The sequence below is a fragment of the Paraburkholderia sp. BR10937 genome, from assembly GCF_040965695.1.
GTDB lineage: Bacteria > Pseudomonadota > Gammaproteobacteria > Burkholderiales > Burkholderiaceae > Paraburkholderia.
On sequence record NZ_JBFRCL010000042.1, the window covers coordinates 16,778 to 43,272 of the forward strand.

Consider the following 26,495-nt stretch of genomic DNA (forward strand, 5'->3'; position numbering starts at 1 on the left):
AGGGGTGCGCTTACGGCTTATTGGTGTATTCGCCGATATTGCGCGATGCGACGACGCAGGCGTGTTGATATGGATGTTTTTACGCCAATCTGCATTGACGTAAATGAGGGGCTTCGATATATATTTTTGTGGTTGCTCGTGCAACCATATTGAAGAAGCCGTGGTGGCGAAAAGGCGCATCGCGGATGCGCCTTCGGGAACTGTCAGCGAAGCGCGATCGGCGCGTCGATTGCGCGGCGCGCGTTCTCAAGAAGCGGCTTGCCGGGGCCGGCCAGCCATTCGTCGAAGCGAAGAAGCGGACCGAATTCGCGGTCGAGTGCCCGGATATCCGCGTGGCCGGTGAGCCGATCTTCGTCAATCAGGCTCGCCAGTCGGCCAAGGAACGGGTTCTGTTCCAGCAGACTGTCCGCAAAGCGGTGATAGGCGATCGGTGTGCCTGCGGCGCGGCTAAGGCTTTCCCGCAGGCGCGCGGCGGTGAGTTCGTCGCCCGCGATTTCGATGGTCCGTCCAACGTAGCGTTCCGGTGCAGAGAATATCGTGGCGACGATCTTGCCGATGTCCTGAACGGCAATGATCTGTCCGCGTTGCTCCTCGCGAAGGAAGAACGTAAAGATGTCCTTGTCTAGACCCATGCCCGGCAGCATCAGCATTTCCATGAATCCGGCGGGACGCACAATTGTGCTGTTCAGATCAAGACGACGGATGTGCGCTTCTATCTCCGATTTGCTGTCGAAATGACCCATTCCGGTCTTTTCTTCGCCGGCCGCATTGACCGACGTATAAACCAGGTGCTCGACACCCGATTCCAGCGCAATGTCCGCAATGGCCTTGCCGTAGCGGATTTCCTCCTCGTCGGACACCCCGTACACTGCGCCTTGCCCTGAGCTTGGCTGCACGCTGAAAACGCCATAAATGCCTTTCATCGCGCGTCGGATCGACGCGCTGTCCGCCAGGTCGCCCACCGCCATATCCGCGCCTAGCGAAGCCAGCGACTTCGCTCTGGCGCTGGCAGGATCGCGGACGAATGCCCTGACTGCCCATCCATTCGCCCTGAGCGCAGAGGCGACCGCTCCTCCCTGTTGTCCCGTTGCGCCAAAGACGAGCACGGGGTTCCCGCCGACACGGTTCCTGGAGACCGGGCCGCCGGTTTTCGGATTGACTGACATGTTCACTCTCCTCGTTAGCAGAGGTGATTCATGGTATAGATTTGAAACCTGAACGCAATTACGCACCTGAACGCTACCAGGTACCCCGGAGGATCCCATGTCCGCGTCATCCCATGAAGACCTCGAACTGAATCGCTTCGTGCTTGAAGAGATCACGAGCAAGTGGTCGCTGCTGGTTCTCGATTGCCTCTGCAGTGGCCCGATGCGATTCAACGCGCTGCGCAGGGCGAACGAAGGCATTACGCAGAAGTCGCTGACGCAATGCCTGCGCCGCCTGGAATTTAACGGCTTTATCAAGCGGACGGTTCTCAGTACCGCTCCGGTGGCCGTGACCTACGAAATCTCGCAACTGGGACGCTCGCTCGAACCACATCTGCGCGCGATTCTGGAATGGGCAGAGCAGCATCGGCACGCGGTTGAGGCCGCGCGGCAAGCTTTTTCTGCAGCGCAAGGCCCGGTTCAGGCGGAAGGAGGTTTTTCGACGCAGTAGATGCGAAGCGTCATCGCAGGTTTCACCTCGGATGCCCGGCCGTAATGAATCGGCCATGAGGGCGCTGCCTCATGGTCCGGTTCTCGATCCGGACGGCGCGAGGCATCACAGCGCGCCGGGGCGCGGATCGGGCACGAAGCCGTCGCGGTTGGGCATGCATACGCCGGGCAGCGTCTTCGCGTCGAGCCGCGTGTCTTCGGGCACCACCTTGTTCAGGTAGAGGAGATACGCGCTGACGGCATAGACCTCGTCCGCGCTGAGCGACTGCGGTGCGTTGTAGGGCATGGCGCGGCGAATGTAGTCGAAGAGGGTCGTCGCGTACGGCCAGTAGCTGCCGACCGTTTTCTTCGGCTTCGCACTGGAGAGCGTTCCGGCGCCGCCCACGAGCGCATCGCCAATGCCGCCCTGGCCTGCGTCGCCGTGGCACATCGCGCAGCGCGTGGCGAAGAGCTGGCGGCCCTGCGCGACGGTGCCCGATCAAGGCGGCAGGCCGGCGCCGTCGGGGCTGATGTCGATGTCCCATGGCGCGATCGTGGCGTGATCGACGCGCTGGCCGAGATCGTAATGCGCTGCGCAGGCAGGGGCACCGGGCATAAGCGTTGCAACGGCAATGGCCATGACAATCGGGAGCGAGAGGCGCTTACGCATTGCGCACCTCGCCGTCAGTGCCCACACGCCAGTTCTGTATGCCGTTGTAGTGATACTGCGTGTTGAGGCCGCGTGCCGCAACGAGCGCCTCCCGGGTGGGTTGCACGTAGCCGGTCTCGTCGATCGCACGGCTTTGCAGGTCCGCGGGTTCGCCGCGCCAGGTCCAGTCGGCCTCGAAGCGCGTCAGCGCGCGGTCGTGGACGGTGCTGGTGAGCCGCGCCTCCCGCCTCGTCTTGCCGCCGTCGGTCGAGACGTCGACGCGGCGGATGCGTCCGCGGCCGGACCACGCATAGCCGCTGACCGGGTAGTAGCCGTGCGCGCTCAGCCGGTGTCCGGCGGAGGGACGCGTGATGACGGATTTCGCGTCCATCTCGAACACGAACTGCCGCGCGCAGCCGTTCGGCAGCAGGCTCGTGTACTTCGACGTCTCTTCGCGCGTCATCTCCGGCGCGCTCACGAGCTTCAGGCGGCGCAGCCATTTGATGTTCGTGTTGCCCTCGAAGCCGGGCACGATGAGGCGCAGCGGATAGCCGTTTTCGGGGCGCAGGTGCTCCCCGTTTTGAGCGTACACCACGAGCGCCCGGTCGAGTATGCGGTCGAGCGGCAGGCTGCGCGTCATCGCCGCGCCGTCCCCGCCTTCGGCGAGGAGCCAGCGCGCGCACGGGTCAGCGCCCGTTTCGTCGAGCAGCGTGGAGAGCCGCACGCCAGTCCATTCGCAGCACGAGAGGAGGCCGTGCGTGAACTGGACGGGCAGCCCGCTCGGGCCGTTCCATTCGCTTGCGGTGTTGCCAGAGCATTCGAGAAAGTGCACGCGACTCGGACGGACGGTCGCAGCGTGCAGTGGTGAACGGTTGTCTGTCATTGCGTGCCAGGGCTTGCCCGCTGCGTCGTACGGCGTCCAGTAGTGTACGAGATCCAGTGTGTGCAGCGCCGTGTCGAGATACTTCGGCTCGATCCAGCCGTCTACGTCAACGGGTTGGCGGGTCGCCGGTACCTTGCTGCGCGACGCCGATCCGGATGACCGATAGTTTGTCGGCATGGGCGGTGGCAGCAGTGAGCGACACAGTGAGAGCGATCAGCAACGTTCGAAACAGGCGGAGAGCAGGCATGGGTCGATTCGATAGCGGAGATAGACGCCACGGCGCAGGCCATGATGGATCTCGCATTCTCATCGACCGCGCGGCGCGTCACAAGGAACGACTTTAACTATGCTTATCGCGGACCGCCCAAAGGAAGCAGTGCGCTTCGCCATCGATGAGTTTAAAACGGTTGACCGGAAAGAGACATTTGGTGGCGATGCACCAACAGTGACGAGAGTTAGACAGCCTGCTAAGCTGGAAAGCCCGCAGCAACATCATCGGCCTTCGAATGAATCTGACTTTCCTTCCTGTCACCCAATCCGACGCCGATGTGCTGGTCAGCATTCGCATTGCCGCGATGCGCGAAAGCCTGGAGCGTCTCGGGCGCTTTAACGCACAGCGTGCACGGGATCGCTTCCTGGCTTCCTTCGACCCAGACCTGTGCCGCTTCATCGAAGCCGATGGTGTTCGGGTGGGATTTTTTCAGATTCGCCCTCACCAGGACCATTGGCAGCTGGACCATCTGTACGTCGAGCCCGAACATCAGGCCCGGGGGATCGGCGCAGCAGTACTGCGACAGATCATTGCCGATGCCGATTCACAAAACATGTCCATCCGCCTGGGCGCATTGCGTAGCAGCGATTCAAACCGCTTCTACCAACGACACGGTTTCGAGCAGACGGGTGAAACGGAGTGGGATATCTACTACGTGCGCCACATTCGAACGCTGCGACCTGACAACCTTTGACCGATTCGCCGATCGCTGTTCGCGCGGCAAACGGATTGAGACGGCTGCGCACTCGATCAGGCGTCTACATAGAGCCCGGCCAGATTGCCGCAGAGTCCGTCCGCCGTGACCGTGTGTCCATGCACCCGCTTGTTGTACAGCGTAACCTGCTTGAGTGTAATGAGGTTGTAGACCGGCAGATCATCGGCCACCTTCTGCTGAAACGCCTTGAAGATCTCGATACGCCTGGTCCTGTCGACTGCCACCGCGGCCGCTTCCAGAAGCCTGTCCGCGTCCGTATTCTCGTAATGGCTGGCATTGGAGAAAGGCACGCCGGGCTTGAAATTCTTCGACCAGTATATGCGCTGGACACCCACAGTCGGGTCGAAGGTATTGCCCATGAAATTTGCGTCGATATCGAACGCACGATCCGTGAACACACGTTTTACATAAGTCGGGAAGTCTTGCGAGCGAACCGTTGCGTCGATACCGACACGTCTGAGCGACTGCCTGAGAAACTGTGCGAGTAGCTGAAACGACGGATCGTACGGGTTGTAGTCGATTGTCAACGGGAAACGGAACGACCGTCCATCTCCCTTACGCCGATAGCCCGCGTCATCCAGCAGCTTCTCCGCGAGTGCCGGATCGTATGGATAGGACTTTACGGCGGGGTCGTAGAACTGGCTCAGCAAAGGGCTGATCGCCGCCGGCGAGGGCACGCCGTAACCATAGAAGACGGATCGCAGGATCGCCTGGCGATCAATGGCATGACCGATGGCGTGCCGAATGCGTACATCTTTCAGATACGGGTTGTCGAGGTTGAAAACCAGTTGAGTCAATGCGGCATCGTAGCTGTAGCCGCGCGTTTCGAGTTGCAGATGCGGCTCCTTCGTGAGCCTGGAGATGTCCGTCAACGGCACGGGGTTTTCGCCGGCAAGATCGAGCTCTCCGGTTTCGAGCGCGGCAGCGCGTGCGGCGGGATCCGGGATGAACGTCAACCAGAGTTCATCGACATACGGCTTCGGTGCATCCCAGTAGTCGGGGTTGCGCACCAGACGGACATGACTGCCGCGCACCCACTCCTTGAACAAATACGGCCCGGTGCCGATTGGCTTCGTATTGTTAGGATTATTAAGCGGATCGCCTTCGGCATAGAGGTGAGCCGGAACGATCGGCGACTCGGACGCAGCCAGCGCATAGAGCAGATAGGGCGCAGGGCGGGAGAGTCTCAGCACGGCGGTATGAGCATCCGGCGTATCGACACCCAATACGTTCGCGAAGGTGGCGCGGCCACGCGGGTGATACGTCTGCAGGAGCTTGATGGACTGCGCGACATCCTGCGAGGTGAACGGCTTGCCATCGTGCCAGCGCACGTTCTCACGAAGATGAAACGTGTATTGCAGGCCATCGCTGCTGATTTCCCACTTCGTCGCCAGTTGCGGTTGAGGTTGCACGTCGAAGTCGTAAGCGAGCAGACCTTCCGTTATCTTGGGGCTCGCCTTGTCCTCCGCGCCTGCCGTGGTCGCGAAGTTGACCAGCACGTTCGGTTCCGGATTGACCAGCAGCGTCACGCGGCCGCCGCGCTTAGGCGCAGGTGATCCGGATGGTTTGCCGCCGGCCTGCTGCGCGTACGCGGCGAATGGCGTGCCAATTGCTGATGCCAGCACGGTGGCGCCGGCGGCGCTCCCGAGTCCCTGGAGGAAGGCGCGGCGTTTCAGAGCGTGATGGCCGTTCGACGACGCGAGTGCATGTTTGGATGGCGTAGCGGAGGTGGGTTTTCCTGCTTTGCGGCGCATGACGAACCACTCGGTAATTGGGGCGATTTAGTGTAGGCACGCCTCAATTGTGAGGTGAACCATTCGATCATCGGATGCTTATGACGAAGCCGATTACATGCATATGGTTGTGCTGCGACGTCACACTCAAGCACTGCGATTTCAACGTTTTCTCTAACTGAACGTAATGATCATGTCATGACAAAAGCAAAGCGCCGTTGGTTGATCACCGGCTGTTCGACCGGCTTTGGCAGAGTGTTGGCGGAACGTGTCATCGGGCAGCGCGATCATGTATTCGCGACCGCGCGCGATCCCGAGGCGCTCAGCGGGCTCGTACACGGGCAGCCGAATGCAGAAGCATTGCGACCGGATGCGTCGGTGGGCGGCTATGTCGGCAATCCGGCTCGGCGTATTAAGCCGCCACCAAATTCGCGTTGACCGGATATTCCGAAGCGCTGTCGAAAGAAATGACGCCGCATGGCATCAAGGTGACGGTCATCGCGCCGGGGCCGTTCCGAACCGACTGGGCGGGACGCTCGCTGCGCACCTCGAACCGGCGCATCGATGCGTACCGGGACACGGTCCATGCGCGTCTGGAGCAACTCGCAAAGATCAGCGGACACCAGACCGGCGATCCGGTACGCGCGGCGGATGCCATCATCAACGTGGTGCGCAGCGATACGCCGCCGCTCCATCTAGTTCTCGGCGCGGCCGGGTTGAAGTCGGTTCGCGACAAGACGCGCGCGCTCAGCGAGACGCTGGAGAGATGGGAAAGCGTCAGCGTGGGGGCGGATTTTCCGGAATAGGTCGCTCGCAACGCGCGATGCCGATACGTGTCGTTCACCTTGTGTCAAGATTTATTGTTCGTTCAGTGTATGTAAGAACTCTATGTGAAACCCCAACACCATGACATCGCAGCGGCTTGCTCCTCTCTTGCCGCACTCGCAGCCGCGGTGGCTGGTTTGCCGCTGATATCGGCTCAGACGCTGTAGACCTCGCCGCGAGCGGGGCCTCGCTTCGGTCGGCCGGCTGGATGATTCAATTGCTAAAAGATCTCGATCTCCGCGCGCTTGCGTTTCCATAGTCGTACTGTGCGGGCCTCCAGTCGAGGTGTCGAACTCGTGGTTAGACGTTGTGCCAGCGCGCTAACGGATTGCGGGAACCAGCAGGGCGAGCGCTGTTGTCAGCACTATCGTTAGTGTGACTACGGAGCACGCGCCGATTGCGACGCCTGCAAGATGCGCGGCGAGCGCTGTGCTTGCCGCTATTGGTCGCTCGCACGCATCATGGGGCTGGCGAGACCTCGGATTTTTCACGCGGCAACTCCTGTATCGAGGGTATGCGCGAGTGGTTGTGCGAGGTGCAAAATTTTCCAGGCTGTCCCCGCCTGTTTGCCGCGAGGTTCCTCTTCTGAAAGTAGGACACGCGTGAGTGTCCAGCGCTGTGTGTCAAGGCTGACGACCGAGGCGAAGACGCCTTGCTGCGTTGCGGTGTCACGATTTTGGTCGGCTTCGCGGGCGAGCGTGGCATCCAGATCGGCATCGTCGGGTATTGCAAGCGTTTCCCGATACGCGAATCGGGCAGTCGACGACGGGCCTCTGCGCGCGTCCAACGCGCCTTCAACGTAAATCGACGCGCGCCCGAAACTCTTCGTCACGTTCAGGTAGCTTCCATTTGCGATGAATTCGTTGAAGGCCGCGTCATGACGCCAGAGATAGAGCGAAGCATAGTTGTTCTCCGTGGCACCGTAGCGGCCTGACTCGCGCAGCAAGAATGCCTTGTAGTAGAGATCGCGCGCCGTGTCCCACAGTGCGCCGAGCTGGCGGGCACGCGTGTGGAGAGTGCCTGTGTCGTAGTCGGCAGGCAGGCGGTGCATGTAGAAAGCGCTCAGCATGATGGTAGGTTCCTTTCGTAACGGGACGTGAGTGCAGCGAATACGTGAGAAGATCGTAGCAGCGCGTGTCTCGCCAGACAGGGCGCTAGCTGAATATTTCAGTGATTTAATTTCGGAACGGATGCGAATGAAAAGCCTCGACGTGGACGCCGTGCAGGCATTCGTGCTGGTTGCCGAACTGAAGAGTTTTACTCGCGCGGCACAGGCGTTGGACACCACTCAGTCTTCGATCAGTCTGAGAATCAAACGTCTGGAGGAAGCGCTTGGTCGGCATCTTGTCGAGCGCACGCCGCGTCAGGTGTGCCTGTCGGTGGACGGCGTTGCGTTTCTCGAGCCGGCCCGCGCGCTCGTCGCCGCTCACCGCAGCGCTGTTGGCGCATTCGGCAGGGAGCGACGCAGACTCGTGATCGGCATGAGTCATCACGTCGTGGGCGCGCAACTCCCGTTTCTGCTGCGACGCGTGAGCGACGCCAATCCCGATGTGCTGGTGGAGTTGCGCATCGAGGCTTCGAGATATGTGCTCGCTGCGTTTGACGAAGGCAAGCTTGACGCGGCCATCGTTCTGCAGCATGGCAACCGACGTCTCGACGGCGAGACGATCCTCACCGAATCGTTCGGATGGGTTGCCGCGCGTGATTTCGAACATGATCCGGCACGGCCTTTGAGGCTGGCGACGCAACCCGAACCGTGCAGCGTGCGCAGTATGGCGATCGATGCACTCGACGAAGCCGGCATCGCGTGGACGGAAGTTTTCCTGGGCGGCGGTGTGGCGACGATCGGCGCGGCGGTCTCGGCGGGAGTCGCGGTCGCGGCGCTCGGGCTGCGCGTGGCGCCGTCCGACGTGATCGACGTGGGCGGGCGCCTTGGGTTGCCGCCTTTGCCGTCACGCGACGTCGTTTTGTACGCTTCACAAACCGATGTCCAGGCGAGGTGTCTTTTCCGCAGTGTCGCGGAGGCAATCGCTTCGACAGTTTCGGGACTCTGACCGACGATGGGCCTGTCGGCACTCCCTCGCAGGTCTTCACTTATCGGAGGTAGTGGCAGAGATCGATACGTTGAACCTGGCGTCTATTCGAGTTGCAGAAAGGCGTGGCTTGGTACGGCGAGCGGAAGTTTTGAAACACGGCGTCGTTGGACCGCACGAAGCGCCTGGAGACGCTGCGCGTCACATATGTGCAGACTTGCGCGCCAGGCCACACTCGCCGTGGCATAAGACGACTGAGAAGCTCCTGGAAAGAGTTTGGCGATGGCGGCCCTTGTGCACCATGAAGCGGAACTTCTCCTGCACTGACCGCCGAAATCATGTTCAGCGAGAAACGCTTGCCCTTGACTTCCGCCACCAGCATACCGTCTTGCGGTACCCCTGTCGTTGACGGGGGCGAGCCCCAGAACAATCACGCCAGCCGCTCTCCGCGCTGCGTGAAACTCAGCGCCAGCACGGCGAAGATCAGCACGCCGGTTGCGACCTGCTGCCAATAGAAATTCCAGCCAATCAGCAACAGGCCGTTGGCCACGAGGCTGATCAGCAGAACGCCGAGCAGCGTGCCGGTCACGCCTGGTCGTCGGCTCGGCGACAGCGTGGTGCCGATGAAGGTTGCGCCGATCGCGTTCAGCAGATAACCATTGCCTGCCTGCGGGACGTACGCCTTGACCGTCGACGACAGCAACACGCCGACCACGCCATAGATTAACGCACTGGCAATCAGCGTCCACGACACGATCGCGCCGACAGGCAGCCCCGAGTAGCGGGCGACGCCCGGTTGTGCGCCCAACGCGGCGGCCTGCCGTCCAAACACCGAGCGTGCCGAGGCCACGTGAACTGCGCCCGCCAGTATCGCGACCAGCCACAGCGGCACAGGAATTCCGGCGATTGCGCCGTGTGCTAGCTCGCTGAACAACGGCGACAGCGGGACATTGAGCAAATAGACTGGCTGTCCGCCGTCGGTCGCCAACTGCTGCACGGTTTGTCCGATGAACAGCGTGCCGAGCGTGGCGAGAAACGGCGCGATGCCGAAGCCGGCGATCAACACGCTGTTGAGCGCGCCAACCGCCAGCGCTGCCACGAATCCGCCCAGTATGGCGAGCGGCAGCGCCGTCTGATGCGCGCTGAGCAGCACGAACGCGAGGCTCGCAACGTCGATCGACGTGCCCAACGATAGATCGATCGCACCGATTGACAACGCCAGCGTCATCCCCAGCGACGCGATCGCGAGCAACGCGAAGTTGTTTAGGAGCACGTTCGCCAGATTGTCGGCGCGCGCGAAGCCGGGCGCGACCGCCGAGAAAAATGCAAACACGGCGAAGAGTGCGACGATCAACGCGTAGCGCTGCACCCGGGCGATCCGGTTAGTCATTCGCATGGTTCCCAGTGTGGCGTCGGCGAATCACAGCGGTGGTGGCGACGACGAACAGGATCAGCGCGCCCTCGACACCGTTGACCCAATAACTCGACAGATTGTCGAGCTGGAAGCCATTGTTGACGAGGCCGACAAACAGCACGGCAAGCAAGGTGCCCGGAATGGTCGGCACGAGCCGCCGTGAGAATACGACGCCCAATAGTGCCGCCGCGATGACCGCCAGCAGATTCTCGCCCGCGCCTGGCGAACTTCCGCTCAGCAGCGCAGAGGATGCGAGGGCCGCCAGCGCGGCCGAGAGACCGCTGACCACATAGCTCGAAGCGACATACCGGTCTGTGCGGATTCCCGCGGCGCGCGCGGCGTCGCGATGCGCGCCGGTCGCGCGCAGGCGCAAGCCGAATGCGGTGTAGTGGATCAGCAGTGTAAACAGTAAGGCTACGGCTACGAGCGCATACGCGAGATGCGGCACGTCGAACGGGCCGCTGTCCAGCAGGAACGTCATCAGTGGCGAGGTGACCGGGACAGACGTATTCTGCGTCAGCACCAGTTCGAGGCCGGCGGCGATATTCATCGTCGTCAACGTGGCGAGCAACGGGAAGATGCCCAGCGCGATCACCGCGAATGCGTTCAACGCGCCGATCGCGGCACCCGCGGCGAGCGTCAGAACCAGCGCGGTGCTTTCCGGCAGACCGTCGCGCAAACTCACGGCATAGACCGCCGCGCAGCAGCCCATGTTCGCCGCGATCGACAGATCGAGTCCGCCCTTGATCGGATCCGCGCCGCCGCCGATCAGAACGGCGGTCAGCCCAAAGCCGAGAATGCCTACCACGACCGATTGCTGCAATACGTTCGCCAGATTCGCTATGCTCAGGAATAGCGGAGAACTCGCGGCGAAGACCGCGGCCACCAGCGCAAACGCCAGCACGGCACCGCCGCGCAGCCAGAACTGCGCGCTGAACCATGCGGATGGCAACGCGACGCGCGGGCGCTGCCGAGTTTCGTCAAGGACCTTGCTCATATGGCGCGCTCCGTACGCTGCGCGCGGCTCGGCTCGGCTGTCGCCTCCCCGTTGGATCCGGTGCGAGCGCCAGTGGCCCATGCAAGCACCTCCTGACTCGAGGTTTCGCGCGAGATCAATTCCTTGACGATGCGCCCTCGCGTCATGACCAGCACGCGATCGGTCACTTCCAGCAGTTCGATCAGGTCGCTCGAAAACAGCAGCACGGCCGCGCCGTCGTTGGCGAGCCGCTCGAGCATCCGGTAGATCTCGGTCTTTGCACCGATATCGACGCCCACAGTGGGTTCGTCGAGCAGATAGATTCTCGACCCCGGTCCGGCGCCGCGAATCAGCCATTTGCCTAATGCGACCTTCTGCTGATTGCCGCCCGACAGATGACGCACCGGTGCTTCCGGGCCGGGTGCGCGGATGCTGAACGCGTCGATCGCCTGCCGCACGGCCTGGCTCTCGTCGCGTCGCGCCAGCAATCCGAAGCGGCTGAAACGCGCTAGGCTCGACAGCGTGAGGTTTTCGCGCACGCTCAGCGACGGCGCGACACCATGCGCGCGACGGTCTTCGGGCACAAAGGCGATGCCGGCGCGCACCGCGTCGGCGGGGCGGCGCAGTCGCACGGGCTTGCCGTCGAGTGTGATCGCGCCGCGAACCTCGCGTTCGAGACCGAACAGGCTGCGCACCAGTTGCTTGCCGCCCGAGCCCAGTAGCCCGGTCACGCCGACGATCTCGCCGCGCCCGAGTTCGAACGAAACCTGCTCGAAGCGCTTGTCCGCGTGGAGCTCGTGCACCGACAGAAGCGGGGCGCTTGCGGTTCGCGGCGCACGTGCTGTGCGGGTCGTCGCGTCGGTGCCGATCATCGCGCTGACCAACGCTTCGGTCGGGGTTGTGCGAGCGTCGACGTGCGCGACGTCCTTGCCGTCGCGCAAAACCGTGACCCGATCGCAGATCGCCGCGATTTCGTTCAGATGATGAGACACATACAGGATCGTCAGGCCGCGCTGTCGCAGACGATCGATCGTCTGAAGCAGACGCTCAACTTCGCGATTGACGAGCGCGGCAGTCGGTTCGTCGAAGACCAGAATGCGCGGCTCGCGCATCAGCGCACGCGTGATCTGCACGATCTGCTGTTCGGCCACGCTCAACTCGGCGATCAGACGGTTGGGCGCGAGATCGATGCCGAAATGCGTTGCGACCGCTTCGCGCGCCTCACGCTGCATGCGCCGGACGTCGAGTATGCCCAGAGGAGAACTGCGCCGATCGAAGCGCGTGCGGCGCGTGCCGAGAATCGGCTCGTTGCCGCTTAGCAAGGCTTCGGCGACCGTGAAGGTGGCGGGCAGTAGCCGTTCCTGATGAATGAAGCCGATCTGCGATAGCGGCTCACGTGACGCGCTTCCGTTCGGACCCCGGTCCACACCGTCCACCGCGATGGTCCCGCCGTCGGCATGGTGAATACCCGCGAGTATCTTGATCAGCGTCGATTTTCCCGCGCCGTTCTGACCGATCAGACCATGCACGGTGCCGCGCCGCACTTCCAGCGATGCGGCGCGCAGCGCCGGCACACCGTTGAACTGCTTGACGACGTCACGCAGCGCGAGTGCGGGAATGTACTGCGTCATTTCGATGCGATGCTGCCGTTCTGTGCCGTTTGCCCGAGCGTCTGCTGAATGGCGCCGGCGTTATCTTTCGTGACAAGGATCGACGGCACGTAGGTGTACGGCGCCAGATTCTTCTCGCCGGCGAGATAGCGCGCAACGTTGTCGACCGCGGTTTTGCCGATCAGCGCGGGCTGCTGCGCGACCACGGCGGCCGCGCTCGAATTCGGGTCCTTGATGAGGTTGACTACGTCCGGGCTGCCGTCTACCGCATAGGTTTTGATTTCCGTGCGGTGCGCGGCGTCGACAGCCTGCGTCGCGCCGACTTGCGGCACGTCCCACGCGGCCCAGATCGCGGCGATCTGCCCCTTCGGATATTTGGTCAGCAACTGGCTGATCTGCGCATACGCGCTTTGTACGGTGTTCGGAATCACATCGCGCAGTTCGGGCTGGATGATGTGCACCTTCGGGTAGTACTTCAGCACGGCTTTCAACTGGTCATAACGGATTGCGCACACCGGTACGCCATAAAAACCGTTGAACACGAGAATGTTGCCTTCGCCGTGAATGTCGTTGACGAGTTTCAGCGCCAGCTGTTCGCCGATGAAGAAATTATCCGACGTGGTGTCGTTCAGGCTGGACGGCGAGGCCGTATCGATTGTGAAGAGCGGGATGCCTGCCTGGCGGATTTTCTGCAACCAAGGCTCCAGCACGCTCGCCGTGCCCAGTTGTTCGACGATCGCGTCGGGCTTCTGCGCGATCAGTGTCTGGATCTGCGCGATCTGCCGATTGTCGTTGCGGCCCGCATCGAGTGCGATCGGCGTACCGCCCAGCCGTTTGACTTCGTCGACCGCACCCTGATAGGCCTTCAGGTCCCAGTAGTGATCCGTGCCGGCTGCCGCAATGCCGATCCGTTTGCCTTTCAGCGACGGCACGTCCTTGTCGGCCGCGTCCTGCGCGTGTGCGCCGATACCGGCCCCCAGAAGAGAAAGCGTGACGAGTGCCGGAAGAAGCTGCCTCAGTTTGCTCTGGATTTTTTTCATGTCGTCGTGGAGTGGAAGCGGGTGAAGCGATCCCACGACTTTAAACAACATCACGACGCTGGAAACGAACAAATCCCGCTAAGGTTATCAGGGGGATGTTGCGGTGCTTAGTACGAGTGGCACAGATCACTGGACGAGTCCAAGGGATCGAACCGTAGCCAGGCCAAAAAGGCGTTTGCGCGCCACGCCAATCTGACGACAGTCGCGATCGCAGATGCAGCGACGCGAACTCCGTGGACGTCTGCTTGAGGCGTTCCAGATAGGTTGTCGCAGATAACAGCATGTGCACGCGGCCTTGTGAGACTGGAAACGAGCCCTTGCCATGTACCCGGCGGATGAGCCCGGTGGTTTCCAGATCGGCAAGCGCGCTGCGTACGGTCGCTCGCGATACCGAAAACTCCGGGGCCAGCGGCTCTTCGCGGGCTGGATTCCCGCCGATCAGTAACCGACCTCCTCAGTCCAGCGCGGCGCGCAGGGATATTCGTTCCGCTTCTTTCGATCTGACCGATTCTTGGTTCCGTTTCGCGGCCGTGCTTTCTATGCTGGCAGGTTCGATGAGTATGCCGCGGCACACGCGGCCCCTCATGCCACACGCTAAAAAAGGGGAAAGCACATGCAGAACCAAAAGACGAAGACACCGCTGCGGCGGCGTATCGGCCAGTCGCTGCGCGCCTGGCGCAAGCCGGCCGCGCTGTGGCTGCTCGGCCTGGTCGCGATGATCGCCGCGCCGGCATGGGCGGCTGCCGCCGCACCCGCGGAACTCAAGATCGACTACGCATACTACTCGCCGGAAAGTCTGGTGATCAAACGCAATGGCTGGCTCGAACAGGAGTTCGCGCCGGATCATACGCAGGTGCGCTGGGTGCTGAGCCTCGGCAGCAACCGCGCACTGGAGTATCTGAACAGCGGCGCCATCGATATCGGCTCGACCGCGGGCCTCGCGGCCGTGCTCGGCAAGGCGAACGGGAATCCGATCAAGAACGTGTATATCTTCTCGCGCCCGGAGTGGACGGCGCTGGTTGTGCGCAAGGATTCGCCGCTGAAGTCGCTCGCCGACCTCAAGGGCAAGAAGATTGCCGCCACGAAGGGCACCGATCCCTACCTCTTCACGCTGCGCGCACTGCATACCGTGGGCCTGACGAAGGATGACGTCGAGATCGTCAATCTCCAGCATCCGGATGGCCGCACGGCGCTGATCAACGGTCAGGTCGATGCGTGGGCGGGGCTCGATCCCCACATGGCCGCCGCGGAAGTCGACAACGGCGCGCGTCTGCTATACCGCAATGTCAGCTTCAACACGTGGGGCTTCCTGAACGTGCGCGAAGTGTTCCTGAAACAGTACCCGGACACCGTCACGCGCGTGCTGAAGGTTTATGAGCGTGCGCGGGAATGGATTGGCGCGCACCCCGACGAGGCGGCGCAAATCGTTTCCGAAGATTCGAAGGTGTCGCTCGCGGTCGCGAAGCTGCAACTGAGCCGCAACGACTTCAGTCACCCGCAGCCGGGTGCGGAACAGATCAAGGCGCTGGAAGCTGCCGCGCCAATCCTGGTTCAGGAGCAACTGGTCAAGCCGGGCACCGATCTGAACCAGGTGATCGAATCGCTGATCGACGCGCAGGCGGCGCAGCCGGCGCTGGCATCGGCGCAACATTAATAACCGGGCAGGCTGACATGGCAGTGGAAGAAGCGGCAGCACGCTCGCTGGCGCAGTCCGGTGAGGTTACGGCGGGGCGAAGGACTGAGGCTCCCGCGTATGGCGACACGCAACGCACCAGCGCGCCGGTGCGGGAAGCGGGTGCCCCGCAAGAGCGTGCGCCGCGCGCCTGGCGCATGGCGGGCTTGCTGCTGCCGGTCGCCTTCCTGCTTGTCGTGGAAGTGCTCGTGCGTGCGCAGGTGCTGCCGGACAATCTCGTGCCCGCGCCCTCGGAGATCGCGCAGGCGCTCTGGCAGCTCGGCGGCGCAACCCTGCTGAAGCACATCGTGCAGAGCACGGCGCGCGTGGCGGCCGGGTTCGCGTGCGGCGCGCTGTTCGCGGTAATCGTCGGCGCGGCGATGGGCTTGAGCCGCCGGCTCGACGCATTGCTTGATCCGAGTTTTCAGGCGCTGCGTGCGATTCCGTCGCTCGCATGGGTGCCCGTGCTGCTGCTCTGGATGGGCATCGATGAGGCGCCAAAAATCACGCTCGTCGCGATTGGCGCATTCTTTCCGGTGCATCTGAGCGTACTCTCTGGAGTCCGAAACGTCGATCGCAAGCTCGTCGAGCTGGGTGCCGTCTATCGGCTGTCTTCGTGGCGCTTGTTCGTGCGCATTTTGCTCCCGGCCGCGCTGCCTCATATTTTCACGGGGCTGCGCACGGGGCTGGCGGTCTCGTGGATGTTCGTCGTCGCGGCCGAGCTGATCGCCGCCACGCGCGGGCTTGGCTACCTCCTGAGCGACGGCCGCGAGACGGGCCGGCCCGATATCGTGTTTGGCGCCATCATCCTGCTGGGATTGCTCGGCAAGTTGACCGACAGCGCAATGAAGGCGCTCGAGGCACACGTCCTGGCCTGGCGTGATACGAGTGTCGAGGGAGCGCGCACATGACGGCGGCTTCGTTGACCAGCACGGCGCGCGAGACGTATTCGCCCCTCGTCGATATCGACATCCGCCAGAAGCGCTACGGCGAGCGGCCGGTTCTCGACAGCCTGCGGCTCACGCTCGCGCCCGGCGAGATCGTGGCGCTTCTCGGCCCGAGCGGCTGCGGCAAGAGTACGCTGCTGCGCATTGCGGCGGGGCTGGATCGCGACTACGCGGGCACCGTTTCGTACAACGGCGAAGTGCAACGCGGGCCGTCGCCGCTCGCGGGCGTGATCTTTCAGGAGCCGCGCTTGTTGCCGTGGCTGCGCGTGGCCGATAACGTGTGCTTTCCGCAGCGCGCTCGCGGCGACGCGCTCGCACGCGCGCAGTCGCTGCTCGAAGAGGTCGGCTTGCGTCCCGAAGACGGTGCGCTCTGGCCCAAGTTTCTCTCGGGCGGCATGGCCCAGCGCGTGGCGATTGCACGCGGCCTGTTCACGCAGCCGCAGCTGCTGTTGCTCGACGAACCATTCAGCGCCGTCGACGCGATGACGCGTATGCGCCTTCAGGACCTGCTGCTCGCCATCGTGGATGCCCATCGAACGGCCGCGCTCGTCGTCACGCACGATATCGACGAGGCGCTGCACCTGGCCGATCGGATCGTCTTGCTGGAGCCTGCCGGTGGAGCGCGGACACGACCTGCCAGCCGCATTTTTGAAGTGGGCGGCGCGCGTCCGCGCCGGCGCGAGGACACGGCCCGCTCGGCATGGCGCAGGATCCTGTTCGAGGGGCTGGACACATTGGTGCGGTGAAGAACCGTTTCCTCCGCTCACACGTACGCGCGCGTCTGGCGCGACATCGCTGCAATGAAAAATCTGGATCTCGAACTTCTGCGCACCTTCGTTGCGGTGGCCGATGCGCGCAGCTTCGCCAGCGCAGGCGTACGCACGGGCTGCAGCCAGGCGGCGGTGAGCCAGCAGATGCAGCGGCTCGAGACGCTCGTGGGCGTGCCGCTGTTTCGCAAGGACGGACGCAACAAGCTCCTCACGCCTGGCGCGCTTCAATTACTCGGGCACGCTCGCGAACTGTTGCGCATCAATGACGATGCGATTCAATCCGTTGTCTTGAGTGCCGGACGTGGCGCAATCGACATCTGCACCGTCATTTGCATATGCCTCATGCGCGCGCAAGCTTATGGGCTTTTCATCGTTGACCCCACTCGTTCCATTTGATGTTATGGACCCCCTTCAAAAGCGACAGGGCGAAACATGAATCGAGGATCGGGAAAGCCATTGCGCCATGCCGCAACGGCGTTGGTCGTGCTGGGCGCGGTGGTGTCGCTCGCAGCGTGCAAGCAGTCGAATAGCGCGCAGACCGCGCAGCAGAGCGCGGCGGCCAAACCCGTATCGGGCGGCACGCTCACGTGGGGCGTGACCACCGAGCCTGCCTGCTTCGATCCGCATCGCTCGTCGCAGCAGAACGCCTTCTGGGTGATCCGCAATTACGTCGACTCGCTGATCTACAAGCAGCGCGATGGCTCATATTCGCCGTGGCTTGCGAAGTCGTGGAGCGTGTCGGACGACGGCAAGACCTACACGTTCAACCTGCGCGACGACGTGCACTTCAGCGACGGCACGCCATTCGACGCGCAGGCGGTGAAGGCCAATTTCGACTACATCATTGCCAACGTGGCGACGACAGCGTCGTCGGCGGCGTTGCTGGCGCGTCTCGATCATGTCGAAGCGGTTTCGCCTTCCGTCGTGCACATCGTGCTCAAACAGGCGGATTCCACGTTGCTCGCGTCGCTTTCGAGCGTGAGCCTCGGCTTTATTTCCCCGAAGGCGCTCGCATCGAATCACGACCTGTGCGCGGGTGGCCCGGGTATTGTTGGCACAGGGCCGTTCGTATTCAGCGCGTATCAGCGCGGGCAATCGGCTACGTTCACGCGCAACCCCGATTACCGCTGGGCGCCGGCAGCCGCGCAGCACCAGGGTCCGGCATGGCTCGACAAGGTGGTGTACCGCTTCCTGCCGGAAGCTTCGGTGCGTACCGGCGCGCTCAGTTCGGGTCAGGTCGACCTGATCGAAGGCGTGCAGCCTACCGACGCGAGCGTGTTCGATCATGTCGATGGCTTCCAGTTCTTCACCGGGCCTTCCGCGGCGACGACGTCGTTCACGCTCAACGTGAACTACACAGTATGGCCGACCGACGACGTGCGCGTGCGGCGCGCGTTGCGCGACGGCTTCGACGTCGACGGCATCGTCAAGGGTATCTATCTCGGCACCGTGGGGCGCGCGTGGTCGAACATCGGCCCCGACAATCCCGACTACGCGAAGTCGCTGCAAGGTTCGTGGGGCAACAAGACCGCGGAGGCGAACCATCTGCTCGACGAGGCGGGCTGGACCACACGTGACAGCGACGGCTTCCGCATGAAGGACGGCAAGCGCCTGACGATCGAGGTGGGTTACCCGCAGCCCTACGTGCGCGACAGCCGCGACGTGCTGATCCACTCGATCCAGTCGGCGCTGCGCCAGAACGTGGGGCTCGATCTGCGTCTGCGTTTCACGACCGCGGGCGAATTCGAAAACCAGAAGCAAACCGGTCGCTGGAGTGCCTATCCGAATACGGAAAACGCCTCCGATGCGGTGTTCGAGCTGTGGGACAACCTCGGCGATGCCGGCTTCCTCTACCGCGCTGTCACGGCGCGCGACGCGATCCTCGCCGGCAAGATCAACGAGGCGCGCCGCCTGCCGGTGGGCGAACAGCGCCGCAAGCTGCTAGCCGAGATCCAGCAATACGCGGTGGAGCAGGCCTACGTCGTTCCCCTCTATACGCCGCAGTATCACCTCGCCGCGAAGGCGAGCGTGCATGGCGTCGGGTTCGAGCCGTCGCTCGACGGGCCGTCTAGTGCCTATGAGCTCTGGATCGACCGGCAAGGCGTGTCTTGAGTGCGCCGCCGTGCGCGTCCTCTCTCGCGGAATTTGCTTATACCGTGCCGCCCGGCAAGCTTATCGAATCTTCATCGTTGACCCGGGCGGCGCGAACTGATGAATTCGTGTTTTCCACCACTGATTAACTGGTTACGTGATGCTTCGAAGGCCGTATCAATTTGTGTTCCCCGTTTTGTCCGCCATTGCGTTGCCTTGCGCCTTGCTTTCGCTCACGGCGTGCAACCAGACGAATAGCGCGCAGGCCGCGCCGCAGAGCGTGGCGGCCAAACCCGTTTCAGGCGGCACGCTCACGTGGGGCGTGACCACCGAGCCCGCCTGTTTCGATCCGCATCGCTCGTCGCAGCAGAACGCCTTCTGGGTGATCCGCAATTACGTCGACTCGCTGATCTACAAGCAGCGCGACGGCTCGTATTCGCCGTGGCTTGCGAAGTCGTGGAGCGTGTCGGACGACGGCAAGACCTACACGTTCAACCTGCGCGACGACGTGCACTTCAGCGACGGCACGCCGTTCGACGCGCAGGCGGTGAAGGCCAATTTCGATTACATCATCGCCAATGCGGCGACCACGTCGGCTTCCCTTTCGCTGCTCGTGCATCTCGACCGTGTCGAAGTGGTCTCGCCCTCTGTCGTGCGCATCGTGCTCAAGCAGGCGGATTCGACCACGCTTGAATCGCTTTCCAGCGTGAAGCTGGGCTTTATTTCGCCGAAGGCGCTCGCGTCGAATCATGATCTGTGCGGGGGCGGCCCGGGCATCGTCGGCACGGGGCCGTTCGTGTTCAGCGCGTATCAGCGCGGGCAATCGGCTACGTTCACGCGCAACCCCGATTACCGCTGGGCTCCCAAGGCCGCGCAGCACCAGGGCCCGGCATGGCTCGACAAGGTGGTGTACCGCTTCCTGCCGGAAGCTTCAGTGCGTACCGGCGCGCTCAGTTCGGGTCAGGTCGATCTGATCGAAGGCGTGCAGCCCACCGACACGAGCGTGTTCGATCATGTCGAGGGTTTCCAGTTCCTGACCGGGCCGTCCGCCACGACCTCCTTCACCCTCAACGTGAACTACACAGCATGGCCCGCCAACGACGTGCGTGTGCGGCGAGCCTTGCGCGACGGCTTCGATCTGGACGGCATCGTCAAGACCGTCTATCTCGGCACGGTGCGCCGCGCGTGGTCGAACATCGGCCCCGACAACCCGGACTACGCGAAGACGCTGCAAGGTTCGTGGGGCAACAGGATCGCCGAGGCGAACCATCTGCTCGACGAGGCGGGCTGGACCACGCGTGACAGCGACGGCTTCCGCACGAAGGACGGCAAGCGCCTGACGATCGAAGTGGGCTACCCGCAGCCGTATATTCGCGACAGCCGCGACGTGCTGATCCGGGCGATGCAGTCGGCGCTGCGCCAGAACGTGGGGCTCGATCTGCGTTTGCGCGTGACCACGCCGGGCGAATTCGAGAGCGAGAAGCACACCGGCGTCTGGAGCATTTATCCGAATACGGATAACCCGTCCGACGTCGCGATGGAGCTCTGGGACATGCTGGGCGATCAGGGTTTCCTGTACCAGGCGATCCCGAAGTCCGACGCCACGCTCACGCGCAAAATCAACGAAGCGCGCAGGCTGCCGGTGGGCGAGCCGCGCCGCAAGCTGCTTGGCGAGATCCAGCAGTATGCGGTCGACCAGGGCTATATCGTGCCGCTGTACGCGCCGCAATACCATCTGGCCGCGAAGTCGTCGGTGCATGGCATCGGCTTCGAGCCGGAACTCGACGGTCCCGCCAGCGCCTATGAGCTGTGGGTCGACAAGCAAGGGGGGTGAGATGGTGCGCAAAGTGGTGACCCGGCTCCTGACAGGCCTGCTGGTGCTCTGGCTGGCCGCCAGCGCCGCGTTCGTGACGATACACGCGCTGCCCGGCCGCATCGAGGACATCCTCGCGGGGGATCTCTCGTACCCTGGCTTGCGTGAGGCGATCGCCGCGCAATGGGGACTCGACCACAGCCTGCTCTGGCAGTACGGTCAGTTCGTGCTGAGACTCGCCCGCGGCGATCTCGGCACCTCGTTCGTGCTGCAGCAGCCGGTGAGCGCGGTGCTCTTCAGCCAGTTATGGCCAACCGTCCAGCTCGCGTCGGCGGCGGCCGTGCTGGCCGTGCTGCTTGCACTAGGCGTGGCCACGGCCACCTCGGGCGCGGCCGCGCGCGGCGCATGGGCCACGCGCTTCGCCTCGGCGGCGGAACTCGTGTTCACGTCCACGCCGGTGTTCTGGGGCGGGTTGTTGCTGCTCATCGTGTTCTCGTTCCACTGGCGGCTGTTTCCGGTCTCCGGCGCGGCAGGGTGGCGCTCGCTCGTGCTGCCGGCCATCACGCTCGCGCTGCCCACCGCAGGCATGCTCTCGCAGGTCATGCGCGAAGCGCTCGATGCCGCCTTCGAGCGGCCATTCGTGACCACTGTGCGTTCACGCGGCGTTTCCGAAGCCCGGCTGCGCGTGGGCCATCTGCTGCGCCATGCGTTGCTGCCGGTCGTGACGCTCGGCGGATGGCTGATCGGCGGTCTGCTCGGCGGCGCCGTCATCACCGAGAAGCTGTTCGGCCGGCCGGGCCTCGGCAGCATCACGCTCGACGCTGTGACGTCGCAGGATGTGCCCGTGGTGCTGGCGGTCGTGCTGCTGGCCGCCTTCGTGCATGTGGTGATCTCGACCGTGCTCGACATCGCCTATCTGTTCATCGACCCGAGGTTGCGCAGCCAATGAGCGATATTTCCGTTTCTTCCGAGCAAGCTTCCAGCCGCCCGCGCGCGAAGGCAGGCCTGCCGCGGCTCACGCGCGTGCCGCCTTCCGTGCTGCTCGCGGCGGCGTTCCTGGCCCTGCTCGCGTTCGCCATTACGCTGCCCACTGCGATCACGCCTTATGACCCGTTGCTGAGCGACGTCGCGCACGCCATGCAGCCGCCCGACGCGGCGCACTGGCTCGGCACCGACCGCATCGGCCGCGACGTGCTGGCGCGCGTGGTCTATGGCGCACGCTACTCGCTGCTCATCGGCCTCGCGAGCATGCTCGTGAGCCTCGTGATTGGACTCGTGATCGGCCTGTGCGCGGGTCTTGGACGGCGGCTCGTCGACGAGTCGGCGTCGCGCGTGTTCGACGTGCTTTCGGCGTTTCCTCCCGTGCTGCTCTCGCTGTTCGTGGTCTCGTTTCTCGGCCAGGGCATCGTCAATATCGCCGTGGCGGTCGGTATCGCGAGCATTCCTAAATTTGGGCGCGTGCTGCGCGCGCAGACGCTCGTCGTGCGCCGCGCCGACTACGTGACGCAGGCCGTGATCTTCGGCCTGTCGCGCCGCGAGGTGTTCTGGCGGCACGTGCTGCCGAATGTGCTGGCAGTGGTGCCCGTGATCGCGACGATCGACATCGGCAGCGCCATCATCGCGGTTTCGGGGCTCAGCTTTCTCGGGCTCGGCCCGCAGCCACCGACCCCGGAGTGGGGCGTGATGCTCGCCGAAGGGCGCGACGTTCTGCGCGTCGCGTGGTGGCCGAGCGTGTTTCCGGGCCTGGCGATCACGCTGACGGTGATCGCGTTCACGACGATCGGCAAGCACCTGTCGCGTATCTATGGAGTTCGTACCCGATGAGCGAGATTTTGACTTCCTCCGCCACGCCCGCGTCCGCGCATTTGACAGGCCGCACGCTCGTCGACGTAAGGGGCCTGTCGATCGGGTTCGCCGATGTCAACGGCGGCGGCCCGCTCGTGCGTGGCGTCGATCTGACGATACACGCGGGCGAATGCGTCGCGCTCGTCGGCGAATCGGGGTCGGGCAAGAGCCTCACTGCGCGCAGCCTGATCGGCCTCGCGGGCACGCATGCGCGCATCGACGCGCAGCGCTTCGAGATCGACGGCCGCGCGGCGCTCGAGTTTCGCGAGCGCGACTGGCGCGCGGTGCGCGGCGGCTTCGCGGGGCTCGTGATGCAGGACGCGCTGGTTTCGCTCGATCCGCTGCGCACGGTGGGCCGGGAGATCGGCGAGACGCTCGCACGCCACGCGAAGGGGCAATCGCGCGCGCAACGCGCGGCGGCCGTGCATGCGGTGATGCGCGACGTGGGCATTCCTGAACCCGAGCGCCGTGCCGCACAGTATGCGCACGAGCTTTCGGGCGGCCTGCGCCAGCGCGCCCTGATCGCCTCGGCGATCGCCGCATCTCCCGCGCTCGTCATCGCCGACGAACCGACCACGGCGCTCGACGTGACCGTGCAGGCGCAGGTACTCGCGGTGCTGGAGGCGCGTCTGCGAGCGGGCGTGGGCGTGCTGCTCATCAGCCACGATCTTGGCGTGGTCGCGGGCATTGCCGATCGCGTGATTGTGATGCATCGAGGCGACGTCGTGGACAGCGGCGCGACGCGCGACGTGCTCGAACATCCTTCGCACCCCTATACGCGCCAGTTGCTCGCGGCGCAGCCGGACGCGCACTCGCGCGGTTACCGCCTCAGTTCCGCGCGTTTCGTCGAGGAAGACGGGAGCGCCGTCGTGCGCGAGCCGCTGCCCGCGCGTGAGCGTGCGGTGGGCAGCGTCGTCCTGCGCGCGCAAGGCATCGGCAAGCGGTATGCGGGCGGAAAGGTCGCCCCGGCGCACGACGCGAACGCGTTCGTTGCCCTCGACGACGTCTCGTTCGAGGTGAGAGAGGGCGAAGTGCTCGGCATTGTCGGCGAATCGGGGTCGGGCAAAAGCACCTCCGCGAACATCGTGCTGGGTCTGCTCGCGCCGACGAGCGGCTCGGTCGAGTTTCTTGGCCAGCGCTGGAACGGCGCGGGCGTGAGCGAAACGCAGCGCAGCCAGCGGCGACCGCTCCTGCGCTATATCCCGCAGGACCCGCTGAGCGCGTTCGACCCGCGTCACAACGTGGGCCGCTTGCTCGCCGACGGCCTGCACGCGCAGCGTCTCGAGCGGCGTACCGTGCTGAAGCGCAGCGTCACGCTGCTGGAGCAGGTGGGGCTCGACGCCAGTTATCTGGATCGCCTGCCCGTGTCGCTCTCGGGTGGACAGCGTCAGCGCATTGCCATTGCTCGTGCGATTGCTTCGGAACCCGCATTGATAGTTTGCGACGAGCCCGTTTCCGCGCTCGACGTCTATGTGCAGGCGCAGGTGCTCGACCTGCTCGGCGAGTTGCAGGCGCGGCTTGGTACCGCGCTGCTGTTCATCTCGCACGACCTCGACGTTGTTCAGCACGTGAGCGATCGCGTGCTGGTGCTCAAGGACGGCCGCGCGGTCGAGTCCGGCGCGACAGCCGAGGTGTTTTCGGCGCCCCAGGCCGACTACACAAAACTGCTGCTGCGTTCCGCGCCCACCTTGCAGACGCAACGCCGGGCGGCATAACGTCCCGAAGGCGAAAGCGGCGCGGCACAAACTGCTGCCGCGGCTTTCGCCTGACTGTCACACGCAAGCCGCCTTGCCACCTTGGCTGGCCGCGAAAGCTGCCCATTTCGGCCCAGGCGCCCCTTTCCTGTCCCAGCCCCCGCGGCCCGATATCACGCCCGTTCCGCCTCGATCCGCTTCGTCGCCGGGTCAGATACCCCTTTCTGAGCCGCCCACGATATCTGCATCGCATACAAGATTCGTTAGTTTTATTCGTTATCAAAGCGTAAGGGGGCGACTACGATGCTCACATGAATGTCTCAAGAACGATCTGTGAGCAGCTTACGAAAGGCGCGTGCGAGATGAACGAAACCGGCGAAGCAGGCAGACAGCAGGACGCGGGCGGCTCGCCCGCATTGCGCGGCGAGGACGCCTACGGGCGTATACGCCGCGATGTGCTGTCGTGCCGCTTCATGCCCGGCGCGACACTCACCGAAAGCCAGTTGATGGAGCATTACGGGCTCGGCAAGAGCAGTTGCCGCGTCGCGCTCGTGCGGCTCGTCCACGAAGGCTTCATCCGCGCGATGCCGCGGCAGGGGTACCGTGTCGCGCCCATCACGCTGCGCGACGTGGAGGAAGTGTTTGCCCTACGCGTGCAACTGGAGCCGCTTGCCGCGCGCCTTGCGTGCGGGCGCGTCGACGTCGCGCTGTTGCGGCGGCTGGAAGCCGCGTGCCGCGTGCCGTATCCGGAGCGCGAGCTGTCGGATCAGATCGACGTCTTTCTGGACGCGAACCGGGAATTCCATCTGGCGATTGCGCAGGCCAGCGGCAACGTTCGCCTGCACCATACTCTCGCCAACCTGATGGACGAGATGTCGCGCCTCGTTGCGCTTGGCTTTGGCGTGCAGGGCACCAAGCCGGAAATCCGCCACGATCACAATGCCATGATCGATGCGTTCGACAAGAACGACGAGCGGCGTGCGGAAACCATCGCGCGGCGCCATATCGAGACCTTCCGCGACATGACCATGGAGAAGGTCTACGCGAGCCTCTCCAGTTCCGGGGCCTCGCTGCCGGTATTCTCGGTGGCGGAGCTGAGCCGATGAGCGCGGCGGCCATTTCTGTGCGCGGCATCGGAAAGCATTTCGGCATGCTAAAGGTGCTCGACGACATCGGCTTCGAAGTCGGGGAGGGCGAGGTCGTGGCGCTGCTCGGCGCGTCGGGTTGCGGCAAGAGCACGCTGCTCAATATCGTCGCCGGGCTCGCGGCGCCAGACGCGGGAGACCTGTGGCTGCACGGCGAACGCGCGGTGGGGCACGACGAGCGGCGCTCGCTCGCCTACATGTTCCAGGAGGACCGCCTGCTGCCGTGGCGCTCCGTGCGGGCGAACATCGAGTTCGCCCTCGAAGCCATGCGGCCACGCCTGTCAGCGCGCGAGCGGCGCGAACGCGCGGCCACGACGCTTGAAACTGTCGGGCTTGCCGCATTTGCGGAACACCATCCGCATCAGCTTTCGGGCGGCATGCGCAGCCGCGCGGCGCTGGCGCGCAGCCTCGTCGGGCAACCGGGCATCCTGCTCATGGATGAGCCGTTCTCAAAGCTCGACCCACAGACTCGCGCACAGATGCACAGCGAAGTGCTGCGGCTGAAAACGCTGCGCCCCACCACGATCCTGTTCGTCACGCACGACGTGGAAGAGGCGATCGTGCTCGCCGACCGCGTGATCGTGCTGGCGCCGCGACCCGGCCGTGTGCGCGAGATCGTGAACGTAAGCCTGCCGCGCCCCCGCAGCGCGACGGATGCCGATGTGGCGGAGGCGATCCGCCGCTTGCGCCTGCTGGTATGAGCCCTATGGAAATGCTTCGAACACAACGTAACAG

Annotated in this window: 25 protein-coding genes and 1 pseudogene; 16 read left to right on the forward strand and 10 right to left on the reverse strand. The window is 63.9% G+C overall.

From position 1 onward, the window contains the following. Positions 1 to 203: 203 nt before the first annotated feature. Complete coding sequence (locus AB4Y44_RS28945) at positions 204 to 1,166, reverse strand: NmrA/HSCARG family protein (RefSeq protein ID WP_342919923.1); 963 nt, start codon at positions 1,164 to 1,166, stop codon at positions 204 to 206. Between the two features lie 97 nt (positions 1,167 to 1,263). Here AB4Y44_RS28945 and AB4Y44_RS28950 point away from each other — a divergent pair, with 97 nt between their 5' ends. Beyond that, on the forward strand, positions 1,264 to 1,656 hold the full coding sequence (locus tag AB4Y44_RS28950; protein WP_342919924.1) for a helix-turn-helix domain-containing protein: 393 nt from the start codon (positions 1,264 to 1,266) through the stop codon (positions 1,654 to 1,656). Positions 1,657 to 1,761: 105 nt separating this feature from the next. On the opposite strand, the pseudogene AB4Y44_RS28955 reads toward AB4Y44_RS28950, so the two are convergent. Continuing rightward, positions 1,762 to 2,274: pseudogene (locus AB4Y44_RS28955) on the reverse strand (c-type cytochrome). Between the two features lie 22 nt (positions 2,275 to 2,296). Next, positions 2,297 to 3,343: a sulfite dehydrogenase gene (gene soxC, locus AB4Y44_RS28960; RefSeq protein WP_342919925.1), complete on the reverse strand. Its 1,047-nt coding sequence runs from the start codon at positions 3,341 to 3,343 to the stop codon at positions 2,297 to 2,299. Positions 3,344 to 3,672: 329 nt separating this feature from the next. Here soxC and AB4Y44_RS28965 point away from each other — a divergent pair, with 329 nt between their 5' ends. Further along, positions 3,673 to 4,131, forward strand: coding sequence for a GNAT family N-acetyltransferase (locus AB4Y44_RS28965; protein ID WP_342919926.1), 459 nt, complete (start codon positions 3,673 to 3,675; stop codon positions 4,129 to 4,131). Between the two features lie 56 nt (positions 4,132 to 4,187). Here AB4Y44_RS28965 and AB4Y44_RS28970 read toward each other — a convergent pair whose 3' ends face one another. Continuing rightward, positions 4,188 to 5,906 (reverse strand): ABC transporter substrate-binding protein, encoded by a 1,719-nt coding sequence (locus AB4Y44_RS28970; RefSeq protein ID WP_368701518.1) that lies wholly within the window; start codon positions 5,904 to 5,906, stop codon positions 4,188 to 4,190. Positions 5,907 to 6,083: 177 nt separating this feature from the next. Here AB4Y44_RS28970 and AB4Y44_RS28975 point away from each other — a divergent pair, with 177 nt between their 5' ends. Continuing rightward, entirely contained in the window at positions 6,084 to 6,323 is a 240-nt protein-coding gene (locus AB4Y44_RS28975; RefSeq protein WP_368701519.1) for a hypothetical protein, read from the forward strand. Then, complete coding sequence (locus AB4Y44_RS28980; protein WP_368701520.1) at positions 6,320 to 6,691, forward strand: hypothetical protein; 372 nt, start codon at positions 6,320 to 6,322, stop codon at positions 6,689 to 6,691. Before AB4Y44_RS28975 ends, AB4Y44_RS28980 begins: the two co-directional genes overlap by 4 nt. A gap of 506 nt (positions 6,692 to 7,197) precedes the next feature. Here AB4Y44_RS28980 and AB4Y44_RS28985 read toward each other — a convergent pair. Beyond that, the gene (locus AB4Y44_RS28985; RefSeq protein WP_368701521.1) at positions 7,198 to 7,779 is read right to left on the reverse strand and encodes a DUF4865 family protein; all 582 of its coding nucleotides are present in this window, start codon (positions 7,777 to 7,779) and stop codon (positions 7,198 to 7,200) included. 127 nt (positions 7,780 to 7,906) lie between these two features. On the opposite strand from AB4Y44_RS28985, the gene AB4Y44_RS28990 reads away from it, so the two are divergent. Continuing rightward, positions 7,907 to 8,764 carry a LysR family transcriptional regulator gene (locus tag AB4Y44_RS28990; RefSeq protein WP_368701522.1) on the forward strand — a complete coding sequence of 286 codons (858 nt, stop codon included), beginning with the start codon at positions 7,907 to 7,909 and terminating at the stop codon, positions 8,762 to 8,764. A gap of 409 nt (positions 8,765 to 9,173) precedes the next feature. Here the strand turns inward: AB4Y44_RS28990 and AB4Y44_RS28995 are convergent, their stop codons facing one another. From AB4Y44_RS28995 to AB4Y44_RS29015, 5 genes are read right to left on the reverse strand one after another with little or no spacing between them, the layout of a single operon-like run. Next, on the reverse strand, positions 9,174 to 10,133 hold the full coding sequence (locus AB4Y44_RS28995) for an ABC transporter permease (RefSeq protein WP_342919929.1): 960 nt from the start codon (positions 10,131 to 10,133) through the stop codon (positions 9,174 to 9,176). Then, positions 10,126 to 11,235 (reverse strand): ABC transporter permease, encoded by a 1,110-nt coding sequence (locus AB4Y44_RS29000; RefSeq protein WP_368701523.1) that lies wholly within the window; start codon positions 11,233 to 11,235, stop codon positions 10,126 to 10,128. The genes AB4Y44_RS28995 and AB4Y44_RS29000 overlap by 8 nt, the downstream gene beginning before the upstream one ends. Further along, the gene (locus tag AB4Y44_RS29005) at positions 11,151 to 12,764 is read right to left on the reverse strand and encodes a sugar ABC transporter ATP-binding protein (RefSeq protein WP_342919931.1); all 1,614 of its coding nucleotides are present in this window, start codon (positions 12,762 to 12,764) and stop codon (positions 11,151 to 11,153) included. The genes AB4Y44_RS29000 and AB4Y44_RS29005 overlap by 85 nt, the downstream gene beginning before the upstream one ends. After that, the gene (locus AB4Y44_RS29010; RefSeq protein WP_368701524.1) at positions 12,761 to 13,783 is read right to left on the reverse strand and encodes a sugar ABC transporter substrate-binding protein; all 1,023 of its coding nucleotides are present in this window, start codon (positions 13,781 to 13,783) and stop codon (positions 12,761 to 12,763) included. The genes AB4Y44_RS29005 and AB4Y44_RS29010 overlap by 4 nt, the downstream gene beginning before the upstream one ends. Before the next feature lie 40 nt (positions 13,784 to 13,823). Beyond that, positions 13,824 to 14,225 (reverse strand): GntR family transcriptional regulator, encoded by a 402-nt coding sequence (locus AB4Y44_RS29015; protein WP_342920197.1) that lies wholly within the window; start codon positions 14,223 to 14,225, stop codon positions 13,824 to 13,826. Positions 14,226 to 14,498: 273 nt separating this feature from the next. Between AB4Y44_RS29015 and AB4Y44_RS29020 the strand changes: the two genes are divergently transcribed. The 11 genes from AB4Y44_RS29020 (at position 14,499) to AB4Y44_RS29070 (ending at position 26,461) form a co-directional block, all read left to right on the forward strand. Continuing rightward, the gene (locus AB4Y44_RS29020; RefSeq protein WP_368701550.1) at positions 14,499 to 15,437 is read left to right on the forward strand and encodes an aliphatic sulfonate ABC transporter substrate-binding protein; all 939 of its coding nucleotides are present in this window, start codon (positions 14,499 to 14,501) and stop codon (positions 15,435 to 15,437) included. Positions 15,438 to 15,454: 17 nt separating this feature from the next. Beyond that, positions 15,455 to 16,366 carry an ABC transporter permease gene (locus AB4Y44_RS29025; RefSeq protein WP_368701525.1) on the forward strand — a complete coding sequence of 304 codons (912 nt, stop codon included), beginning with the start codon at positions 15,455 to 15,457 and terminating at the stop codon, positions 16,364 to 16,366. Then, a complete protein-coding gene (locus tag AB4Y44_RS29030; protein ID WP_368701526.1) occupies positions 16,363 to 17,148 on the forward strand; it encodes an ABC transporter ATP-binding protein in 786 nt (261 codons plus the stop codon). Before AB4Y44_RS29025 ends, AB4Y44_RS29030 begins: the two co-directional genes overlap by 4 nt. 54 nt (positions 17,149 to 17,202) lie before the next feature. Next, entirely contained in the window at positions 17,203 to 17,568 is a 366-nt protein-coding gene (locus AB4Y44_RS29035) for a LysR family transcriptional regulator (RefSeq protein ID WP_342919935.1), read from the forward strand. Positions 17,569 to 17,604: 36 nt separating this feature from the next. Further along, positions 17,605 to 19,284 carry an ABC transporter substrate-binding protein gene (locus tag AB4Y44_RS29040; protein WP_368701527.1) on the forward strand — a complete coding sequence of 560 codons (1,680 nt, stop codon included), beginning with the start codon at positions 17,605 to 17,607 and terminating at the stop codon, positions 19,282 to 19,284. A 163-nt stretch (positions 19,285 to 19,447) separates the two neighbouring features. Then, positions 19,448 to 21,097 (forward strand): ABC transporter substrate-binding protein, encoded by a 1,650-nt coding sequence (locus AB4Y44_RS29045; RefSeq protein ID WP_368701528.1) that lies wholly within the window; start codon positions 19,448 to 19,450, stop codon positions 21,095 to 21,097. 1 nt (position 21,098) lies between these two features. After that, entirely contained in the window at positions 21,099 to 22,025 is a 927-nt protein-coding gene (locus AB4Y44_RS29050; protein WP_368701529.1) for an ABC transporter permease, read from the forward strand. Then, positions 22,022 to 22,900, forward strand: coding sequence for an ABC transporter permease (locus AB4Y44_RS29055; RefSeq protein WP_342919939.1), 879 nt, complete (start codon positions 22,022 to 22,024; stop codon positions 22,898 to 22,900). Before AB4Y44_RS29050 ends, AB4Y44_RS29055 begins: the two co-directional genes overlap by 4 nt. Beyond that, positions 22,897 to 24,636 (forward strand): ATP-binding cassette domain-containing protein, encoded by a 1,740-nt coding sequence (locus tag AB4Y44_RS29060; protein ID WP_368701530.1) that lies wholly within the window; start codon positions 22,897 to 22,899, stop codon positions 24,634 to 24,636. Before AB4Y44_RS29055 ends, AB4Y44_RS29060 begins: the two co-directional genes overlap by 4 nt. 341 nt (positions 24,637 to 24,977) lie before the next feature. After that, positions 24,978 to 25,721: a GntR family transcriptional regulator gene (locus AB4Y44_RS29065; RefSeq protein ID WP_368701531.1), complete on the forward strand. Its 744-nt coding sequence runs from the start codon at positions 24,978 to 24,980 to the stop codon at positions 25,719 to 25,721. A 44-nt stretch (positions 25,722 to 25,765) separates the two neighbouring features. After that, positions 25,766 to 26,461, forward strand: coding sequence for an ABC transporter ATP-binding protein (locus tag AB4Y44_RS29070; protein WP_368701532.1), 696 nt, complete (start codon positions 25,766 to 25,768; stop codon positions 26,459 to 26,461). Positions 26,462 to 26,495: the final 34 nt, after the last annotated feature.

Coding starts and splice junctions, on each gene's coding strand:
- AB4Y44_RS29030 (WP_368701526.1), top strand. CDS start 16,363: ATGACGGCGGCTTCGTTGACCAGCACGGCGCGCGAGACGTATTCGCCC.
- AB4Y44_RS29020 (WP_368701550.1), top strand. CDS start 14,499: ATGATCGCCGCGCCGGCATGGGCGGCTGCCGCCGCACCCGCGGAACTC.
- AB4Y44_RS29025 (WP_368701525.1), top strand. CDS start 15,455: ATGGCAGTGGAAGAAGCGGCAGCACGCTCGCTGGCGCAGTCCGGTGAG.
- AB4Y44_RS29065 (WP_368701531.1), top strand. CDS start 24,978: ATGAACGAAACCGGCGAAGCAGGCAGACAGCAGGACGCGGGCGGCTCG.
- AB4Y44_RS29000 (WP_368701523.1), bottom strand. CDS start 11,235: ATGGGCCACTGGCGCTCGCACCGGATCCAACGGGGAGGCGACAGCCGA.
- AB4Y44_RS29010 (WP_368701524.1), bottom strand. CDS start 13,783: ATGAAAAAAATCCAGAGCAAACTGAGGCAGCTTCTTCCGGCACTCGTC.
- soxC (WP_342919925.1), bottom strand. CDS start 3,343: ATGCCGACAAACTATCGGTCATCCGGATCGGCGTCGCGCAGCAAGGTA.
- AB4Y44_RS29055 (WP_342919939.1), top strand. CDS start 22,022: ATGAGCGATATTTCCGTTTCTTCCGAGCAAGCTTCCAGCCGCCCGCGC.
- AB4Y44_RS29040 (WP_368701527.1), top strand. CDS start 17,605: ATGAATCGAGGATCGGGAAAGCCATTGCGCCATGCCGCAACGGCGTTG.
- AB4Y44_RS28975 (WP_368701519.1), top strand. CDS start 6,084: ATGACAAAAGCAAAGCGCCGTTGGTTGATCACCGGCTGTTCGACCGGC.
- AB4Y44_RS29050 (WP_368701529.1), top strand. CDS start 21,099: ATGGTGCGCAAAGTGGTGACCCGGCTCCTGACAGGCCTGCTGGTGCTC.
- AB4Y44_RS28985 (WP_368701521.1), bottom strand. CDS start 7,779: ATGCTGAGCGCTTTCTACATGCACCGCCTGCCTGCCGACTACGACACA.
- AB4Y44_RS28945 (WP_342919923.1), bottom strand. CDS start 1,166: ATGTCAGTCAATCCGAAAACCGGCGGCCCGGTCTCCAGGAACCGTGTC.
- AB4Y44_RS29005 (WP_342919931.1), bottom strand. CDS start 12,764: ATGACGCAGTACATTCCCGCACTCGCGCTGCGTGACGTCGTCAAGCAG.
- AB4Y44_RS29035 (WP_342919935.1), top strand. CDS start 17,203: ATGAAAAATCTGGATCTCGAACTTCTGCGCACCTTCGTTGCGGTGGCC.
- AB4Y44_RS28950 (WP_342919924.1), top strand. CDS start 1,264: ATGTCCGCGTCATCCCATGAAGACCTCGAACTGAATCGCTTCGTGCTT.
- AB4Y44_RS28965 (WP_342919926.1), top strand. CDS start 3,673: ATGAATCTGACTTTCCTTCCTGTCACCCAATCCGACGCCGATGTGCTG.
- AB4Y44_RS28990 (WP_368701522.1), top strand. CDS start 7,907: ATGAAAAGCCTCGACGTGGACGCCGTGCAGGCATTCGTGCTGGTTGCC.
- AB4Y44_RS28995 (WP_342919929.1), bottom strand. CDS start 10,133: ATGACTAACCGGATCGCCCGGGTGCAGCGCTACGCGTTGATCGTCGCA.
- AB4Y44_RS29060 (WP_368701530.1), top strand. CDS start 22,897: ATGAGCGAGATTTTGACTTCCTCCGCCACGCCCGCGTCCGCGCATTTG.
- AB4Y44_RS28970 (WP_368701518.1), bottom strand. CDS start 5,906: ATGCGCCGCAAAGCAGGAAAACCCACCTCCGCTACGCCATCCAAACAT.
- AB4Y44_RS29070 (WP_368701532.1), top strand. CDS start 25,766: ATGCTAAAGGTGCTCGACGACATCGGCTTCGAAGTCGGGGAGGGCGAG.